The 16,385-nt window shown below is 66.9% G+C and carries 23 protein-coding genes; 12 read left to right on the top strand and 11 right to left on the bottom strand.

Features of this window, described 5'->3' with window-relative positions; genetic code table 11:
* Nucleotides 1-164 precede the first annotated feature (164 nt).
* Complete coding sequence (locus AC3IF3_RS24425) at nucleotides 165-1,565, top strand: HdeD family acid-resistance protein (protein ID WP_489230624.1); 1,401 nt, start codon at nucleotides 165-167, stop codon at nucleotides 1,563-1,565.
* Between the two features lie 41 nt (nucleotides 1,566-1,606).
* Here the strand turns inward: AC3IF3_RS24425 and AC3IF3_RS24420 are convergent, their stop codons facing one another.
* A complete protein-coding gene (locus AC3IF3_RS24420) occupies nucleotides 1,607-2,824 on the bottom strand; it encodes a serine hydrolase domain-containing protein (RefSeq protein ID WP_243967367.1) in 1,218 nt (405 codons plus the stop codon).
* Nucleotides 2,825-3,170: 346 nt separating this feature from the next.
* Here AC3IF3_RS24420 and AC3IF3_RS24415 point away from each other — a divergent pair, with 346 nt between their 5' ends.
* The 4 genes from AC3IF3_RS24415 to AC3IF3_RS24400 all read left to right on the top strand — a co-directional run bounded on the left by AC3IF3_RS24415 (nucleotide 3,171) and on the right by AC3IF3_RS24400 (nucleotide 5,315).
* Nucleotides 3,171-3,497: a DMT family transporter gene (locus tag AC3IF3_RS24415; protein WP_243967368.1), complete on the top strand. Its 327-nt coding sequence runs from the start codon at nucleotides 3,171-3,173 to the stop codon at nucleotides 3,495-3,497.
* A gap of 184 nt (nucleotides 3,498-3,681) precedes the next feature.
* Nucleotides 3,682-4,260 (top strand): cell wall hydrolase, encoded by a 579-nt coding sequence (locus AC3IF3_RS24410; RefSeq protein ID WP_243967369.1) that lies wholly within the window; start codon nucleotides 3,682-3,684, stop codon nucleotides 4,258-4,260.
* Nucleotides 4,261-4,402: 142 nt separating this feature from the next.
* Complete coding sequence (locus AC3IF3_RS24405; protein ID WP_489230623.1) at nucleotides 4,403-4,594, top strand: hypothetical protein; 192 nt, start codon at nucleotides 4,403-4,405, stop codon at nucleotides 4,592-4,594.
* Nucleotides 4,595-4,898: 304 nt separating this feature from the next.
* The gene (locus AC3IF3_RS24400; RefSeq protein ID WP_243967372.1) at nucleotides 4,899-5,315 is read left to right on the top strand and encodes a hypothetical protein; all 417 of its coding nucleotides are present in this window, start codon (nucleotides 4,899-4,901) and stop codon (nucleotides 5,313-5,315) included.
* Between the two features lie 37 nt (nucleotides 5,316-5,352).
* On the opposite strand, the gene AC3IF3_RS24395 is transcribed toward AC3IF3_RS24400, so the two are convergent.
* The 3 genes from AC3IF3_RS24395 to AC3IF3_RS24385 are packed head-to-tail and all read right to left on the bottom strand — an operon-like array spanning nucleotide 5,353 to nucleotide 8,082.
* Nucleotides 5,353-5,898, bottom strand: coding sequence for a transglycosylase SLT domain-containing protein (locus tag AC3IF3_RS24395; RefSeq protein WP_489230620.1), 546 nt, complete (start codon nucleotides 5,896-5,898; stop codon nucleotides 5,353-5,355).
* Nucleotides 5,858-7,405 (bottom strand): flagellar hook-length control protein FliK, encoded by a 1,548-nt coding sequence (locus AC3IF3_RS24390; RefSeq protein ID WP_489230619.1) that lies wholly within the window; start codon nucleotides 7,403-7,405, stop codon nucleotides 5,858-5,860. Before AC3IF3_RS24390 ends, AC3IF3_RS24395 begins: the two co-directional genes overlap by 41 nt.
* Entirely contained in the window at nucleotides 7,402-8,082 is a 681-nt protein-coding gene (locus AC3IF3_RS24385) for a hypothetical protein (protein ID WP_489230617.1), read from the bottom strand. Before AC3IF3_RS24385 ends, AC3IF3_RS24390 begins: the two co-directional genes overlap by 4 nt.
* Nucleotides 8,083-8,278: 196 nt before the next feature.
* Between AC3IF3_RS24385 and AC3IF3_RS24380 the strand changes: the two genes are divergently transcribed.
* Together AC3IF3_RS24380 and AC3IF3_RS24375 are read left to right on the top strand one after the other, a co-directional pair.
* Complete coding sequence (locus tag AC3IF3_RS24380) at nucleotides 8,279-8,443, top strand: hypothetical protein (RefSeq protein WP_489231390.1); 165 nt, start codon at nucleotides 8,279-8,281, stop codon at nucleotides 8,441-8,443.
* A 183-nt stretch (nucleotides 8,444-8,626) separates the two neighbouring features.
* The gene (locus AC3IF3_RS24375; RefSeq protein WP_489230615.1) at nucleotides 8,627-8,827 is read left to right on the top strand and encodes a hypothetical protein; all 201 of its coding nucleotides are present in this window, start codon (nucleotides 8,627-8,629) and stop codon (nucleotides 8,825-8,827) included.
* 93 nt (nucleotides 8,828-8,920) lie between these two features.
* On the opposite strand, the gene AC3IF3_RS24370 is transcribed toward AC3IF3_RS24375, so the two are convergent.
* From AC3IF3_RS24370 to AC3IF3_RS24355, 4 genes are read right to left on the bottom strand one after another with little or no spacing between them, the layout of a single operon-like run.
* The gene (locus AC3IF3_RS24370) at nucleotides 8,921-9,103 is read right to left on the bottom strand and encodes a hypothetical protein (RefSeq protein ID WP_489230614.1); all 183 of its coding nucleotides are present in this window, start codon (nucleotides 9,101-9,103) and stop codon (nucleotides 8,921-8,923) included.
* A complete protein-coding gene (locus tag AC3IF3_RS24365) occupies nucleotides 9,094-9,489 on the bottom strand; it encodes a hypothetical protein (RefSeq protein ID WP_489230612.1) in 396 nt (131 codons plus the stop codon). Before AC3IF3_RS24365 ends, AC3IF3_RS24370 begins: the two co-directional genes overlap by 10 nt.
* Complete coding sequence (locus AC3IF3_RS24360; RefSeq protein ID WP_489230611.1) at nucleotides 9,486-9,701, bottom strand: hypothetical protein; 216 nt, start codon at nucleotides 9,699-9,701, stop codon at nucleotides 9,486-9,488. The genes AC3IF3_RS24365 and AC3IF3_RS24360 overlap by 4 nt, the downstream gene beginning before the upstream one ends.
* Entirely contained in the window at nucleotides 9,698-10,312 is a 615-nt protein-coding gene (locus AC3IF3_RS24355) for a hypothetical protein (RefSeq protein ID WP_489230610.1), read from the bottom strand. Before AC3IF3_RS24355 ends, AC3IF3_RS24360 begins: the two co-directional genes overlap by 4 nt.
* Before the next feature lie 94 nt (nucleotides 10,313-10,406).
* On the opposite strand from AC3IF3_RS24355, the gene AC3IF3_RS24350 reads away from it, so the two are divergent.
* From AC3IF3_RS24350 to AC3IF3_RS24330, 5 genes are all read left to right on the top strand, one after another.
* On the top strand, nucleotides 10,407-10,607 hold the full coding sequence (locus AC3IF3_RS24350) for a hypothetical protein (RefSeq protein ID WP_489230608.1): 201 nt from the start codon (nucleotides 10,407-10,409) through the stop codon (nucleotides 10,605-10,607).
* A gap of 8 nt (nucleotides 10,608-10,615) precedes the next feature.
* Nucleotides 10,616-10,918, top strand: a complete 303-nt coding sequence (locus AC3IF3_RS24345) for a hypothetical protein (RefSeq protein WP_489230607.1) — start codon at nucleotides 10,616-10,618, stop codon at nucleotides 10,916-10,918.
* Between the two features lie 392 nt (nucleotides 10,919-11,310).
* Nucleotides 11,311-11,544 carry a hypothetical protein gene (locus tag AC3IF3_RS24340; RefSeq protein WP_489230606.1) on the top strand — a complete coding sequence of 78 codons (234 nt, stop codon included), beginning with the start codon at nucleotides 11,311-11,313 and terminating at the stop codon, nucleotides 11,542-11,544.
* Between the two features lie 412 nt (nucleotides 11,545-11,956).
* Entirely contained in the window at nucleotides 11,957-12,283 is a 327-nt protein-coding gene (locus AC3IF3_RS24335; protein WP_489230605.1) for a hypothetical protein, read from the top strand.
* Nucleotides 12,284-12,374: 91 nt separating this feature from the next.
* Nucleotides 12,375-12,761: a hypothetical protein gene (locus tag AC3IF3_RS24330; RefSeq protein ID WP_489230604.1), complete on the top strand. Its 387-nt coding sequence runs from the start codon at nucleotides 12,375-12,377 to the stop codon at nucleotides 12,759-12,761.
* Between the two features lie 25 nt (nucleotides 12,762-12,786).
* Here the strand turns inward: AC3IF3_RS24330 and AC3IF3_RS24325 are convergent, their stop codons facing one another.
* The 3 genes from AC3IF3_RS24325 to AC3IF3_RS24315 are packed head-to-tail and all read right to left on the bottom strand — an operon-like array spanning nucleotide 12,787 to nucleotide 16,355.
* Nucleotides 12,787-13,119: a hypothetical protein gene (locus AC3IF3_RS24325; RefSeq protein ID WP_489230603.1), complete on the bottom strand. Its 333-nt coding sequence runs from the start codon at nucleotides 13,117-13,119 to the stop codon at nucleotides 12,787-12,789.
* 6 nt (nucleotides 13,120-13,125) lie between these two features.
* On the bottom strand, nucleotides 13,126-15,411 hold the full coding sequence (locus AC3IF3_RS24320) for a phage tail tip lysozyme (RefSeq protein ID WP_489230602.1): 2,286 nt from the start codon (nucleotides 15,409-15,411) through the stop codon (nucleotides 13,126-13,128).
* Nucleotides 15,412-15,419: 8 nt separating this feature from the next.
* Nucleotides 15,420-16,355 (bottom strand): phage protein, encoded by a 936-nt coding sequence (locus AC3IF3_RS24315; protein WP_489230601.1) that lies wholly within the window; start codon nucleotides 16,353-16,355, stop codon nucleotides 15,420-15,422.
* Nucleotides 16,356-16,385 lie beyond the last annotated feature (30 nt).

The following is a 16,385-nucleotide window of genomic DNA, read 5'->3' as shown; positions in this document are numbered from 1 at the left end:
GCATGCGGGGTCCGATTAAGGAAGTCCTCAGTCAAGGCGCGGATGTTGCCTCCGGAGAATCTTGCGCAGCGCCCGATCTTCGCCCGATCCGTCGCACCGCCGTTTCGGTGCGGCCGCGTTCGTGCGAGAGGCTCTTCGATGTGCACTTTCGAGGGCGACCGTTCATGTCCGGACCCTGTACGACATCTCTTCCGCGCGCCCTCTCGACCCTGGCCGAGCCGGGGAACGCGGATCCGGTGGGCGGCCGGATGGCGCCCCTCTGGCTGCTGCTCGTGGGACGGGCCGCGGTGGGCCGGCACTGGCGCCTCATCCTGGCGGTCGGCCTCGTCTGGGCGCTGCTCGGCATCGTCGTGGTGGTCGATTCCCTCGACGGGGCGATCCACGTCCCGGACCGGTGGTTCGGCCTGATCCTCCTGGCCGACGGCGTGATCTCCCTGGCTCTGGGCGCGACCGCCGTCGGGGCCGCGCGCCGGCTGCGCGTCCTTCAGGGGGGCCTTCTGACGATCATGGCCGTCCTGATCCTGATGGCCACGCGGCACAGCAATTTCCTGCTCGCCATGATCTTCGGCGTCGCCTTCACGGTCGACGGGCTGGTCCGGGTCGCGATCGCCAGTCTGCTGAAATTCGCTGGCTGGCGGATCTCGGTGGCCTTGGGCGCGCTCAGCATCGCGTTCGGCCTGTTCCACCTCCAGCCGTGGCCGACCTGGTATGCCGGGACGGTCGGCTACTGCATCGGGATGTTCCTGATCCTGAGCGGGGCCAACCTGGCGCTGATCGGCCTCCGGGCGCGGCGCCTGCGCGTCGCCGCACCGGAGCCGGCCGCCACCGAGTCCGGCAGCCTGACGGTCTATGTCTGGACCCCGACCGGACAGGCGACCACCCCGGCCAGTCAGCGGCTGATCCGGCGCTACGTGGCCTCCGTCGACACGGCCGGCCGCTATTCCACGGGCCACGCGGCCCTGGGCCAGGGGGACGACCTGTACATCAGTCACTACCCCGCGGTGGAGGTCGACCATTCCCCGACCAACCTGCGGTCGACGTTGCGCGCCGGGCCCGAGAACGACGTGGCCGGGCGCTTCCTGCCCTCCCACGCCGCCGAGGTGGCGGATTGGTGCCCGCCCACCGTCGCCGTCACCCTGAACGGCATCGACGCCCCCCGGCTGCGGGTGTTCTGGGAGGCGTATCGGGGCGACGCCACCTACAACTTCATCAGCCGCAACTGCTCGACCACGGCGGCCCGGGCCCTCGACGTCGCGGTCGAGGGCGCGTTCAGCCGCGGCGGCCACCCCTGGCGCCGGCTCGCGGCGGCGCTGACCACCCCGGAATTCTGGGCGGCGGCCCTGCTGCGCACCGGCGCCCGGTCCATGACCTGGACCCCGGGTTTGGTGCTCGACTACACGCGGGCGCTCAGCGCCCTCATCGATCCCGCCTCGCCGGTGCCGTCCATCGCGTGGAAGCGCGTCGGCTGGCGGCTCGTCCGCAACTGGCGGGCGCGGTCCCTCGCCCGGCTGCACCAGATCACCCGGCGCCCGTCCCTGACGGATGCGGGACCGACCGGGGCCTGACCGACCGGGGCCTGACCGCGGCCGTCGCCCCGCGCGGGCCCTCAGGGCGCCTTGCGGCCCCCGGCGAGATCGGCCGCGATGGCCTGCATCACCGACAGGGTGTCGATCTCGTCCTGCTCGGCGCCGTGGTCGCTGAGCTTCACGATCACCGTGCCGGTCTCGCGGTTGACGTAGACGTACTGGCCGTAGACGCCGATCGCCGAGATGTCGTCGGCATCGCCGCCGGGGGCGTGCCACCACTGGGCCGAGTATTGCCAGCCGTCGACCGCGCGCCGGGCCGGCGTCAGGATCCGCTCGATCCACCGGGCCGGGATGATGCGGGTCTGACCCGCCCGGCCCTGATCGGCCACCAGCAGCCCGAGGCGGGCGAAGTCCCGGGCGGTGGCGTTGATGCAGCAGAACGCCTTCTCCATCCCCCCGGGCCGGTCGAGGTTCCAGGTGGCGTCGGCCTGGGCGCCCATCGGCTTCCAGATCCGGTCCGAGAGGATGTCGGCCAGGGGCCGGCCCTCGGTCCGGGCCAGGATCAGGCCGAGCAGCTCGGTGTCGATGCTGCGGTAGCGGCCCTGGCTGCCCGGCTTGAACGCGAGATGCGCGTGGTCGCGCACGAAGGCTTCGATGTCCCGCGTCAGGTACATCCCGGCGGTGCCGGTCAGGGGATGCCGGGGATCGTAGCTCTCCGGCACGGCGATCCCGCTCGCCATGTCGAGGAGGTTGCGCACGGTGATCTGGCCGAAGACCGCGCCGTTCCTCAGCTCCGGCAGCAAGGCGGAGACGCGGTCCGTCTCGGCGAGCTGGCCGCGGGCCACCGCGGCGCCGACCAGCAGCGAGACGATGGACTTCGCCACCGACCAGGACGGGAACAGCGTCGCCGGACCGGTGCCGGGCCGCTGCCACTCGTGGACCAGGACCCCGTCCTGCACCACCAGGAACGCGTTGGTGTGGGTCTCCGCCAGCACGTCCATGAGCGGGACGGTCCGCCCCTTCCAGGGGACCCGGTCGAGGAGCGGGCGCGGCCGGGACGGCAGGTCCCGGGCCTGCGCCGGCGCCTCGACGACCCGGCTCGGGAACCACGGGCCCACCGAGGACGGCTCGACCAGGGCCAGGGCCGCGAGGGTGACGGGGTCGGGGACGTTCAGCAGCCCGCAGGCGGCCCAGGTGCAGCAAGCGGCCGCCGCGGTGCCGGCCGCCGCGATCGCACCCCAGCGGCGGCCCCGGCGCGGGCGAGCCGGTGTGTCCGGGATCGCGGAGGACGCGGTCATGTCGGATCTGTATCGCTCTGGATCGTCACGGTCGCGCGGCCGGCGACGCGGTGGACGGCCGACGCGCAGTCATCATGGTCAGGAGGGCTTAACGAAAGCCCCACTCCGTCGGCGGGCGAAAGACTTCCGAAGGTTCGGTGGGACGGCGGTTCGGAAATGTTCATGGATTCCGTGGAGACGTATCGGGCGGCGTCCTGTCGATGACAACATCCTGTCGACGAACCGGATCGGACGTGCCGCGGCGGCGCGATCCTTCATCTGCCGGGGCTTCCGATTCGAGGCAGATCTCTACACGCGTCCCGCGTCGCATTCACGTAGCCGTCCCGCGCAGAAAGTTCGCCGTGCCATGAATCCGTTCCTGATCCTCGGGCTCGCCATCGGCGCGGAGGTCACCGCCACCCTGGCGCTGAAGGCGGCCGACGGCTTCACCCGGCCGGGGCCGACGCTGATCGTGGCCGCGGGCTACGGGACCGCCCTGTGGCTGATGTCGACCAGCATGGACATGTTGCCGATCGGCGTCGTCTACGCGATCTGGTCCGGGATCGGCATGATCGGTGCCGCCATCGGCGGCGCGTGGCTGTATGGCGAGACGGTGAACCCGACGATGCTGGCGGGCATCGCGGTGATCGCCGTGGGCGTGACCATCCTGGCCACCGGCCAGGGCCGGCCTTGAAGGGGCGGTCCGCCGCGTCAGGACCGCCGTGACCGGTCGACCGCCGCTGTGGCTCTTCGGCGACACGACCGGGCCCGGCCGGCGTCCCGGACCCGCGCCACATCCTCGCCGCGAACGTGCCGTCAAGCTTGCCCGGCGCCGAGGCGCAGCGGAACGCGGACGACGCAGAACGGAGCGGGCCTGCATGCAGGGTAGCGAGCGGACGAAGATCATTCCTGTCCTGGTGGCCGTGGCCTGCGGCCTGGGGGCCTGCAATACGGCCGCGCCGGTGCTCACGACGGGATCGATCCCCGGCCACAAGCCGCCGGTGGCCGTCAGCGATGCCGAGCGGGATTGCCTGGGCCGGGCCATGTACTTCGAATCGAACCGGAGCGACGAGGGCGGCCTGATCGCGGTCGGCACCGTGGTCATGAACCGGCTGGAGAATGCGATCTTTCCGGGCGGCATCTGTGCCGTGGTCGGCCAGCCGGGCCAGTTCGCCGCGGGGGTCCTGACCAAGCCGATGCAGGACAAGGACCTCCAGAAGGTCGCCGACGCCGCCGACGCCGTCCTGGCGGGCGAGCGTCACCCGCAGGTCGGCAAGGCGATGTATTTCCACACCGCGGGGCGGCACTACGCCTACACCAACATGCATTACGTGGCCGAAGCCGGCGGCAACGCCTTCTACGAGAAGCGTGACGCCCGCGCGGCCAAGCCCGAGACGGCGGCGGCCCCCGCGTCGATCCCGACCTTCGCGGCGGCCCCGACGGCGGCCGCGCCGTAGCGTCCCGATCGGAGCCGGGTCTCCGTGGCAACGGGCCCGGTGTCGCGAGCGGGGCTCGGCCGCCCCGTCGCCGCGGCCGTTGCCGAAAAGGCGTACAACCGTAAGGTTGTATTCCCGCGGGCGATCAGGTTATGGCAGCGCCATGCCCGACGACGACGGTTTTGACCGCATGGTGAGAGCCGCCATCCGCGCCCACCGGCTGATGGGATCGCACGGTACGCCGATGATGCAACTCCTGTCGCGGCTGCTGCTGATGGAAATCGGACTCGCCCTCGCGGCCCGGTGCGAAGTCGACCCCGCCGCCAACGACAATCCGGACGATACCGAAGAGTAGAGCCTCGTCCCGAAAGGCCGCCGCCGGCTGTCGGACAACGACGTTGCGCCGGGCGGTTTTGCGTCTCGCGGGCGCCCGGTGCCCGAAGCCGCCGGGGGGCGATGAAGACCGGGTGGTCCTCGGTGCTGGCCGGCCGGATGCTGCCGAAGATCCCGGATCGACCATGAGTCACTGATCGAAATCCATCGAATGCCGCCGGGAAACTGTTGATCGACCCGGCTGGCCGGGCATGCGGCATTTACACCGGGCGGCGACGGTCTAGCTTGTCGGTAGAATCTACCCACGAATCACGGATGTCACGCCGATGATTGCCAACCGGGTAGCCCTCGCCGGTGCGCTCCTCCTGCTGAGCATCACGCCATCGGCGTCCCAGTTGCGCCGCCCGTTGACCTGTACGGAGGCGGCATCGGTCGGTCTCGACACCGCCGCCGTGCCGGAGGGGACGAAACCGCCGCCGCCACCGCAGAAGGCCCGCACCTTCTCCCTGGTCTCAAGCGGCGGCCTGCTGACCGTGATCTCCGCCGGACGCTCGGACTATTACGAGTGCCAACCCGCATCGCCGCGGTTGAATGAACGCTCGCCGCACAACGCGATCAAGTGCCAGAACGGTGTCTATTTTTTCCTGATCGACCTGATCAAGCTGAACTTCGTCGAGGCCCAGCTCAACCCGGAAGATCGCACCGAGATCAAGATCAGCTACGGAAGCTGTCGGGGTCTGTGATCGTGGCCCCCGGCGGAGCCCGATCCGCCGCGCGGCCTCACCGGCAGAACCGCGCCGCGGCCGGTGTCCACTGCCCGAAGCCCGTCGCGACCATGTTGGTCATCACCCGGCAGACATAGACCTTCTGCGCCGCGTCGTTGTGCGGCCCGGCATGGTAGCGCGCCACCGCCAGCGTCCAGCTGCCCTCCCGCTGCTTCAGCGCCCGGAGGAATTGCGTCGCGTAGTCGACATTCGCGTGCGGGTCGATCATGGCCTCGACCGAGCCGAACTTGCCGCCGTGGTAATGGTGGTTGATCTGCATGCAGCCCAGGTCGATCAGGCGCGCGCCCCTGCGCCGCGCCTCCCTGAAGCGGGCGATCACGTCCCCTGGCCCGGTCGCGAAATAGGCCGCGCCCTCGATGTTCATGGCGTAGGGCTGGAGGGAGCCGCGCTTGCCCGTCTCCGCGAGACCGACGGCGTAGAGCACGCCGAGGGGCACGCCGTAGCGCGCGGAGGCGCGGCCCATCTCGGCCTCGCAGACATTTGCCGCCGCCGGGACCGCGCTACAGATAAACGCCGCCGTCGCGAGGACGTATCGTGTCATCTCCCCGCTCTCCCTCCCGTCTGCCGGCGGCCGGACCCTGGTCCGCCTGTCGCTGCCTGTCCCCGCCCTGGCCCGGTCGGGCGCCCCCGGAAAAGCCGGGCTGCCCCTGCGCGGGGGCGTTGCCGGAAAAGCCCCCCGCCTCGGCCGGGCGCGCCTGGGCGACGGTGACCTCGGCCTGGTAGTTGGCCTGCTTCAGCAGATCGGTGAGGATCGCCGCGTCCCTGTGCAGGAGGGCCGCCGTCTCGGGCTGCGAGGCGCGCAGGTGCGTTTCGAGCTGGCCGTTCGTGAGCCGCAACTCCACCGTGACGGTCCCGAGATCCTCCGGCCTGAGCTGTATCCTGAGCACGCGCACCGGACCGTCTGGGCCGGTCCGGACCGCCGGATCGGCCTGGACCCGGGGTGCCGAATCGGTGGCGGCGGCGCGGTCGATCTCGTCCTTGATGGCCGCCGCGATCGTCGGCAGGGCGCCGGCGGGCAGGCTCGGTGCGGTCCCGTCCAGCCCGGTCGGGCCGGGGGCGTCCGCCGCCTCGGATCCCCCGGCGGAGGCAAGCCCCGTCCTGGCGATTCCCGTGATCGCACGGGTATCCGCGAGGGCGGTGACATCCGCCTTCTCCAGTCCGGCACCGGCCGCCCGGGCCGCCGCACCGGCGGGATCGGGGGCCGGTGCGCCCTGGTTCTGGGGCAGGCTCAGGGCTTGCGCCCCGGGCGCGGCGGCGACCAGCTCCGGCAACCCGGCCCGGTTCGGTTGAGGCTTGGTGGCGGTCAGCGCCGGCGATCCGGCCTGGGCGGCTTGCGGCCTAGCCCCGGTCCTGTCCACGGAGGCCGGGGCCGGCGGTGTGGCGAGCGCCGGGGGGCGCAAGATCGGCTTCGCGACGACGGGCTTGAAGTGGACCGCCCGGTCGAGCACCGCGACCCTGGGCAGGCGGCCCGGATCGATCCCCTCCGGCCGCGCGGTCGCCGTGTTCGCCGCCCCCAGGATGGTTCCGGCCGCCGGGAGCGCTCCGGAGCCGGCGGTCGCGGCCGGTGCGGAGGCGGCCGTGCCGATCGCGGCGGCATCGCCCCCGGTGGCCCCGACCGCCGCTGCGCCCGCGGTTCCGGGACGGCTCTTCGCGTCGCCCGCCGTGGCGGCCGCCGGAGCGCCCGCCGGCCCCCCCGCCGTGGGGGCCGCGGGAGCGCCCGCCGGTGTCACGGCGTTCAGGATGTTGGCGAGGATCGCCGCTGTCGCGTTGGCCGCATCGGCTGCGGATGGCGGCGCTGCCAAGAGTGCCTGGGCCGCCGGCACGGACTCGGCCGTCCCGGCAATCCCGTCCGGCTCGGCCGCCTCACCGGTGTCGCTGTCGCCCCGGGGGGCCGCCGGCCGGCCCGAGGCCGCGCGCAGGGCGGCCGAGAAGCCCCGCTTGGCGCCCGTTTCCGGCGCGTTCGGGGCGTCGGCCTCCGATTGCGGGGGCGACACGTCCCGATCGGGTTGCGGGATCGCCTTCTGGACCGTGGCGGAGATCGGGTTCACGGGTTCGCCTTCCTCAGAAGCAGATCGATCCGGTCGATCATGGCCTGGGCCCGGGGGATCAGCTTGGCGGGCTCGTCGGCCGCCGCCGCGGCCTGCGCCGGCTTCGCCGCGGCGGTGTCGGCCTCCGGCAGGCCGGGCTTGCCGGTGAGCCCCCGCCGGATCTCCTCGGCCGTCGCCAGGGCGGTATCGAGGAGGAGGGTGTCGCGCCGCGGCAGCCTGGACCTGTCGATGGCTTTCAGGGTCCGCAGCCCGGATTGGAACGTCGCCAGGCTCACGATCTCGGCGGCGGCCTGGTAGAGCCGCGCCTGGAGCGCCTCCGGGCTCTCGGGGGGGCAGAGGGCGAAGGCCCGGTCGGCGGCCAGGAGGGCCGAGCGCGTCTTGCCCTCCTGGATCGCCGTGCGGGCGATCAGCAGGTACAGGTCCTTCCGGCTCTCGGGGCCGAGCTCGTCCAGGATCCGGCCGAGCGCGGCGAAGCGCCCCTCGTCCTGGCCGAAATCCAGCTTCGTCAGCTGATAGGCGAGGCGCTGGCGGAAATTCCCCGCGTAGATCGAGTGCGGGAAGCGGCGCAGGTACTGGATCGCCAGGGCCTCGAACTTTTTCAGGTCGCCCACCTGCCCGAGGGTGAAGATCTCGCGGCGCAGGGCGCCCTCCTCCGACAAGGTCCCCGGCAGGAGCATCCTCGGCGTGAGGGGAATTTGCCATTATTCATCAGTATCTTACCTGTTAGGCGGGTGAGCGTACCCACATCTGAACCCACGGCCTTTGTGCAGCTTCGTGAGACCCTTGCGGTATGGCGGGGAACGGCACACCCGCACCGGATGCGCGAGTGGTGCACTTTGGCGTAGGTGACATCCTCGAACTGAGGAGGATGCGTTGGTCTACGTGCTCATCATCATGCTGGCCGGATCAGGCGCGTCGGTCGGATCCGTCGAGTTCAACACCAAAGAGGCCTGCGAAGCGGCAGCTAAGGCGATTGCCGATGCTGGCCGTCCTTTCGCCGGTGCGTCCGCCATCACGGTGTGTGTAGCGAAGGGGTAAGCCCGCACTGGATGCGCGAGCGATGGTCGTGAGGGGCGAAATCAATCCCGATCATTTGGTGGCCGCGCCCTCGGAACCATCGGTCAAGCGCCAGGCTTCCTAGCTTGACCGTGGAAGGATCTGCGCCTTGCACGGCCCGTGAGATGCCACCGCTCCCGGTGGCGGTACGAGAGGAGACATTCCTTGCGCACATCGATGATCACCGCGGCCCTGCTCGCCACGCTCGGCGCCGCAGCTCTCTCGACGTCTGCCTCGGCGGCCCCTCTCAGCCCGGCCCCGGCCGTCGCTGTAACCGGCGCCCACGACAGCATCGTCGACGTTCGCTGGCACCCGATCCGCCGTATGCGTCACATGATGCATCGGCGCGGGCACCACCGCATGTAATGACCGGGCAGTCGCTGCTGGCGACATCGTCCGAGGGCTCGGAAGCGGATGACACCGCTGCCGGGCCTTTCTTTTGTGAGCTGACGCGCATCCTCAAAGCATCGAGGCAAGCGACGGCAGATCCGCCCGATTGGCCAAGGCCTCTGCTTGGCGCACTCGATCCTGTGATCGTTCGAAAGCCTCATCGCCATCGTGGTAGAGGCGTTCGGACCGGGCGAGGTCGAAGCGGGCGAGCCTGAGCATCCGGACCGCGAGGAAGGCATAGATTAGGCGCATAGCTTGATCACCTCCTGCAGGATGGTGGCCGCGAGCCGTTCGTCCCCGTAGGTGCTCTCTAACAGGCCCGTGTCGGACCACTCGTTGAGCAGCAGGCGGGCTTTCGCCGCCAGATCGGCGGGGCTTCGTGAGACCTCCTCGGCAGCCCGAGCCACGATAGCTTCGTGTCGGCCGCACTCTCGATCTAAGCGTTCGTCGGCCCAGCCCTCGGCCACCGCAGCCTTGTTGATCCATGCCCGGTGCTGGACGGCCCAATCGCAAGCTTGAACGAGGTCGGACGGCGCAAAGGGCGGCAGCGAGGCGGAAGGGAGGGCCATGACAGCCCCTCCTGTCAGCGGAGCGGCGAGGATGGCGCCGAGTGCGGCGCGGCGGGTGGAGGCTGTCATTGCTGCCCCCTCGCCGCTTCGAAAGCCTCACGGCGATTGGCGTCGAGGCGCTTGCCGATTTTCGACAAGACCTTGCTGATGACGAACACGTCCTCCGGGTCGATAGGGTCTTGGGAACAACCCATGCGGTTAAGCACGCTCGCCCAGCGACACAGATCCGTCGTGTCGTTTTCCATCCTATCGATGGCGTACCACGCGGGATGCCGGCTCATGCGCGCGCCTCCCGATCCTTGCGGGCGCGCATCGCCTCGGCTTCTCGGCGGGCCTTTAGGGCGCCATCAGCGACGTGAGGATCCCAACCGTGCATCCGCCGCAACACGTCGTCCGGCTGCGGATCGTGCGGCTCATCCTGAATGTCGCCGCCGTGCTCGTTCTCCTCCTCCCGGTTCTCGCCGGCATCATCTTCGCCGTCATGCGTGGCACCGTCAGCCCAGTTGGCCTGATCCGTCGCGGCGCATCGCACCTGTCCGTAACCGGCCGCGACGATCGGCTCCGGGGCGCCAAGAGTGGGCTCTGCGTCGGGGTCGCCGTCCCAGGCGTCGAGAAGATCGATCAGGCCGCCGACGAGATCCTCAACCTCGGTGCGAGACAGGGCACGGATGCCGCGGGTGAACTCGCGCGGATCCAGAACTGGATTGGCCGCCTGGGCCAGGTGCCGGTCCAGCCCATCCTGGATCGCGGCGATAGCTTGATCGGCGGCATGCAGATGCCAAGTTGGGGTCCGCATCGTGCGGATGGCCTGTGTGACAGGTCCTACCTGTGCCGAAGGCAAGCGCGGGCGTTCACCGCCGCCGAGGGGCGGTGTAGGGTGATGGATAGCCATGAACTGCACTCCTGGTGCGGTTGGTGGTCAGGGCTGAGACGGAAGTTACAGCTTCCCCTCGGCCCGCTTTTCTGATACCCAGGAAATCATGTGGATGTCAATTCCTGATACCCAGAAAAAACGCGGACGTCCGGCAACCGGCGTCACGCCGCATCAGGGCATCCGGATGCCGCCTGAGCTTGTTGCAGCCGTCGAAAGCTGGCGAGACGACCAGCCGAGCCCACCGCCGTCGAGGGCCGAGGCCATCCGCCAGATCCTCACCGAGCACCTGAAGGCGAAGGGCTATCTGAAATGAGGTGCATATTGCTCGCCGCCTCACTCGCGGCGGTGATCGGCGGCGCAGCTCAGGCCAAGACCGAACGGTGCATGATGCGTGTCATCAAGCCGACTGGCGCTATCGAAAGTCCAGAGAGCGTGATGAGGGCAGGCTCTCAATTCGGGCCGATCACGCAAATGCGCGTTCAGAAACAGAGCGGTCGGATCAGCTACTGTGCGCACGGTGATTATTGCTATCCATCGACCAATCTGGAATATATCTCCCCCTGCCGGATTGGTGCTGACTCATCTTACGAAGACAAGGATGAGCGCATGTACGATCCACAATAACGCTGACTCCATGCGCCGCCTCGTCGAGGAAGGATTGAGGGCGAAGCGATCCTAGCGGAGCCAAGGATGCCGGACCTAGATCTAGACAATCACGACCTGGAACACTCGCCTTTATCCGGCTCATTCAGCCAAGATGGCGAGACTGTCGATGTCGAGATTTACCGGTATGCCGGGACGCATGATCCTTGGCAGCTTGTCGTGGTCGACCTGTCGTCTGGTCGCCCTACTGCTTGGGCTGAGACCTTCGCGTCAGACCAGGAGGCCTACGACGCATTCACCTCGATGTTAGAAGCGGATGGCTTGGCACCCTTCACGGGCGTCGTGTCGCCTGTGCGGCACTGACCCTATCCCCGCCTCGTGAGCGAGGCGACACCGATGAGAAGGATGAGCCGATGTCGCCTAAGCTTACCAAGACGATCATCGGCGCGGTCGTCGCCATCGCTCTGGCAGTGGCCGTTTCCTACGGTCTGATCAGCCAGCAGACTGCTGATCAGATCCAGACCAAGGCGAACCAAACCCTGCAGAACGATCAAGGCTCGCTTGGCCCGACATCACCCCAGCCGTCTCCGCAGGTGCCCGGTCAGCCCATGGGCCCACAGCCTTCCGCGTCTACGCCTCGCCAGTAGGCCGCCCTTGAAGCCGCCGGCGCCATCTTCATCGACGAGAACGGCGAGGGGGCGGGTGGCTGAGAACACGTCTGTAGGAACGTGCACCGTGACCTTCACCCCCAGGGGCTGTTGTATGTCCCGCCAAGATTGCTCTTGACGGTGCCACGGTACTCCCGGCATGGTGAATCGGTCGGGCTCACAGGGAGATGAGCACGTCTAACGGGGCTTCTTCACCCAGCAAGGTGTTGAGATTCCACTTACAGATTTGCGACGCTAGCCCGGCAAGGCCCGTCGCGAAGGTTTTCAAGCCTCACCCAGGACAATGACAAAACCACCCCGCGCCCGGCAGGCGGCGGGGTTGTCGTGTTTGCGCGTAGGGTAGAGGCATCTCGCCTCGCATCGTCAGTGGAATCGCGAGCCGGGCGTCACGATGAGCGACGAAACCGTCAAGAGCGGCGCGCAATATCCTAGCGTCCCATTCAATGATGCTATCGAATATTTTGATGATAAATTAAAGAATAAAGCATGCGAATTATGCGAAAACACGAATTGGGACGTATTGACGGAGAGGAATGCGCAGGTTCCTGGCTTTGTGATCCAGGACACCAGCAACTTTCAGACGGATGCTGTTTTGCCAGTCGTATTGCTCCAATGCACGAATTGCGGGAATTTGAAAACATTTCTTGAGCGACCAATTTACGAGTATTTGAAGCAGAAGCGGTCGCAGGCGGCGCAGGGGGGCTCCTCAGATGTCTGACAGCCCGGTTAGCAAAATCACTGGCCGGCCCCTACCTTGGGGAGGCAACCCAACGCGCGGTGGTAGGGGGAGCGGAGATCCGCCGGACGACATGAACGCTCGCATTGAGGCTCTGGAAGAAGGTCATCGGGCCATCCTGGCAAAGCTGGACGGCATCTCCAGCATGCTCGTGGAGGGCCGCGCCGAGGCGAAGGAAACGACCAAAGCCATCACGGATCTGCGGATCGACAACGAGCGCCGACTCGGACCGATCGACACCAAACTCGCGGTCCTCGAAGGTCGGGTCGATCGCACAGCCGACGCCACATCGCTAGCGACACTGACCGGAAAAATCGGCAACGTCGAAGCTACGGCGAAGGCGCTTCCGACGACCAAAGAGATGATCGCGCTCACGTTCGGAACGTTGACGCTGGCGCTTATAGGGATCGCCGGCATCGCCTTCGCCGTAGCTCGTTTCGCCCCCGCGATCCGCCCGTAGCCCCTCGACCCCGCCACCCCGGCGGCTATCCTGCCGGGATGCGCAGGCCCAGCACGTCGTGCGTGTGCACGAGCGCCCGGCCGACCATGATGCAGTGGTTCACTAGCGCGTCGTCGCCCATGTCGTGCGCCTCGATCGGGTCCCAGATCCGCAGGCACATGGCCTTGCCGCCAGCGCCATCGTGCAGGGCGAGGTAGAACGGCGTCGGCCCCTCGCCCTTCTCGACTAGGAGCGCGAGCCGCGCACCGGGCCCCGCGAAGACGCACCACAGCTCGTCGTACTCGATCGCCGAACTCAGTTCGTAGACGGGGAACCGCTCGGGCTCGAACTTTTTTCGGAACGCGATGACGTTCGACATGCGGCCTCACGTCAAGATCGGCCTAAGGTTACGAATGGTATCTGACGTGTGATAGCCCTGTGCAGACTTGAATATCTCGCTGATCTGCCGCGGCTCTTGACCGCCGTTCACTGTCAGGTCGCCTTGCTTGATCGTGATGTTGTTCGTCCGGCTGTAGTCGGAGGTCGACATGCTCGGCGCGGTCGGCATGGCGAAGGCTGGGACGTTGCCGCTCTGGAACACAGGCGGCAGGCCGTTCGGTAGCACGTCGCGAACGGAGACCGGCTTTGGCGCCGGTGTGACGGGCGCGGCCGGTGCTGCCGCGACGGCGTCACCACGTTGCAAACGGTCAAGGAAAGGCTTGCGGATCTGGTAGGCGAGATCGTGCTTTTGCGGGTTTTCGAATTTGGCGATGGCCTCGTACAAGGCCTGATTGTCTGAGGGGGCAGCCATAATCGCCCGATACGCGTGGTTATGGCTCACAGCCCCGGGTAGCCCCAGCATCTCCATTCGGTGATACTGTTGCTGGATCTGCATATCTCTCCAATCCTTGCCCTGCGATGCAGCGTACTTCTTCAGCAGAGGGAACCGCGGGTTGCCGTTGGCGTCGCTCCACTGTGCGGTGCCGTGAGCGTGACCGCTATCGCCGTCCGGACCGCCGGGATCGAGGTTCAGGCCGCTCTCGCCCTGCATGGTGGCGATCATCGCCATTGCTTTGCCCTGGGGCATACCTTCGCCACCCTCGGCGACTGGCCGTTGCAGGAACTCCATCCAGGATGCGACGCGCTGTGCACCCGCAGCCGACAGCCGACCCCGCGCGGCCCGCCTGCCATCATTGCCGGTGTAGCTGCCGTCGAGCGCCGCAGCCTCGCCCCCGTTGGTATGCGCCTCGGCGCTGCCGCCGCCCAATGCACGCCTCACCGCGTTGTAGCCGCGCTTCAGCAGCCGCCCCAGGCCGCCGCCCTGCGCCTTGCGCTCGTCATCGAACGCCTTGGCCTCAGGGTCGGTCTTGAGGCTGTCCTGATACTCCTCCGGCGTCTGGTATCCGTGGCCGGTTGCGGCCGCGCCGATAGCGATCGGGATGCCGAACGTTCTGAGCAGACCGGCCCATCCGGCACCGAGCAGCCCGAAGGCACCGAGGATCTTCTTGATCCAGTCCGTCGCCACGTAGGCGCCGAGAAGACCGAGCGCGACCTTCATCTTGTCGACGTTAGCCGTGAACTTTCCGGTCTCCTTGTCGAAATCCCCAAAGGCCGAAAGCATGGTCTCAAACCATTTCTTCGCCTCCGGGCTGGTGATGAGCTCAAGGAGCGCCTTCGCCAGTTCGAGCACAACTTGCGCGATACGGCTCATCACCTCGGCAATCTGGTCGCCGTGATCGTCCAGCCATCCGATGAACTTCTGAAAGGCATTATTCTCGCCGTCGAACAAGCGAGACGCGACCTTCTGGCCGATGATGTCGAGGCTGGCGCCCAGCGAACCGAAGGTGCGCTGAAGGGCGGCAGCATCCTTCGCGGCCTTGTCGGGATCCAGGCCGGTGCGCTTCAGCTTTTCGTTGTACTCTTTCTCAAATCCTTCCATGCCGTTGATTAGTGCTCGGCCCGCCTTTTCATCGGTGATGCCGAAATCGTTCAAGTAATCGCGCTGGAGGAAGATTGGCTTCTCGCCGAGTTTCTTCCCAAAGTCATGGTAGAGCTTATCGGCCTCGACACGCTTGCCCATGACATCGCGCGTCTTGATACCCAGCCGCTCGAGTAGTTCGTAGTAGCCCGGCTCCTGAAGCTTGCGGGCAAAGCTCTCGAACGACGATATTCCGCCTTCAACGCTGCTGCCCATCTGCGAGGCCGCATAACCGATGGCCTGGATCGATCGCACGGTGGTGCTGGTGCGCTGGCTGGTGAACTGGAGCGCATCGAACGACTGCGCCATGCGGACCACGCCGGCATGCACGCCCAGGGCTGCCGCCTCGATGGCGGTCGCGACGCCGACGACGACCTTGAGAAAATCCCCGACCCGCTCCTTGCCGGCTTTAATCGCGGCCTGCTGGTCACGGTCAGCCTTGACCCGGCGAGCCTCCTCATCCTTGGCCTTCTGCAACGCCTCCTTGGCGAGCCTCAGGTTGGTCTCGCGGGTCAGCTTGGCCACCTCCTCTTCGGTCTTCGTGCCGGCCCAGCGGGCGTCCTCGATCACCTTCTCGGCGCGGACGACAGCATCCTGATAGTCTTGTACCGATTTCTCGGCGACCTTGCGGCTGCCATCGTCTGCTTTGAAGCCGATCGCAATCCACAGGGACTGCAAAACATCGTCAGCCATGCTTCACCTCAATCCGTAATGTACTGACGCAAGTTTTGCGGGAAGACGCCGCCCTGAACCGACAAACAGGTCATCTCATTGAACCAGGGGCCGCCCGGGCCGCCGTGGGTGTCGCCAATCCGATTTATGACGTAGACTTTGTATCTGCCGTTACTATCAATCGAAGGTATGCGCGCGTTGATTGGCTCGCTGTGCAAGCTGAGATCGGGCGACGCACGTTGAATAGAGTCGTTATTAATCTTGAGCACACTGCCAGGCGTGACGCGCGGATTGATGAGAGACCGGACGATAAAGCCACCGGGTGTCTGAGTGGGCAGACCAATCAGACCGGTTTCGGAGTTCAACACCACGTCGGGGCCGGGGAGCGTCGCATCCGTCCGCAAGATCTGGAGCTTGCTGCTCTGAATCGACCATTCCGTACCGGTGGCCTTGGCCGTGTCCCGCAGGATGTCCTTCGACGCACCGAAAAGGATGCGCGGTCCGTTAAACTTGGTGTCGGGCAATCCGGCGATGTATCCGCGGGCCACATCGTAGGCCTTCATCGGTTCGAGCGCCGCGGTCACCACATCCATGTGCGTCCAGCCCGCCGGCAGAGACTTGTTTGTCACCGCATAATTATACGCTTCGTCACCATCTCCACAAAAGATGTCTAGACGCTTATCGACCGGTGTCTCTTGACCAAAACGAGAAAACTTGATGTTGCCGGTGTAGATAATTCCATAATTGCCCTCATACCCTGCGCTTAAGACTACGCGGGTATATTCCTTATCTACAAATTGCTGCGCCGTTGCGCGCGACACGTTGTAAATGTAAATTTCGGCCGTGTTCGGCGTCTGCCGGGTCTGCTGCTCGGTGCGAAAAACGACACGGAGCTGCGAGAAGTCGCGTTGCCCGGCGCTTCCCTGCACCGTCAGGCTGATCTTCCGAAGGTACTGGAGTGTCATTGGCTGGCCTCTCGGCAGTCAGGGCGCCCC

This window comes from Methylobacterium sp. J-118 (assembly GCF_057836565.1).
The sequence above is the reverse complement of the archived record's forward strand: the minus strand, read 5'-3'. Positions and strand labels throughout refer to the sequence as shown.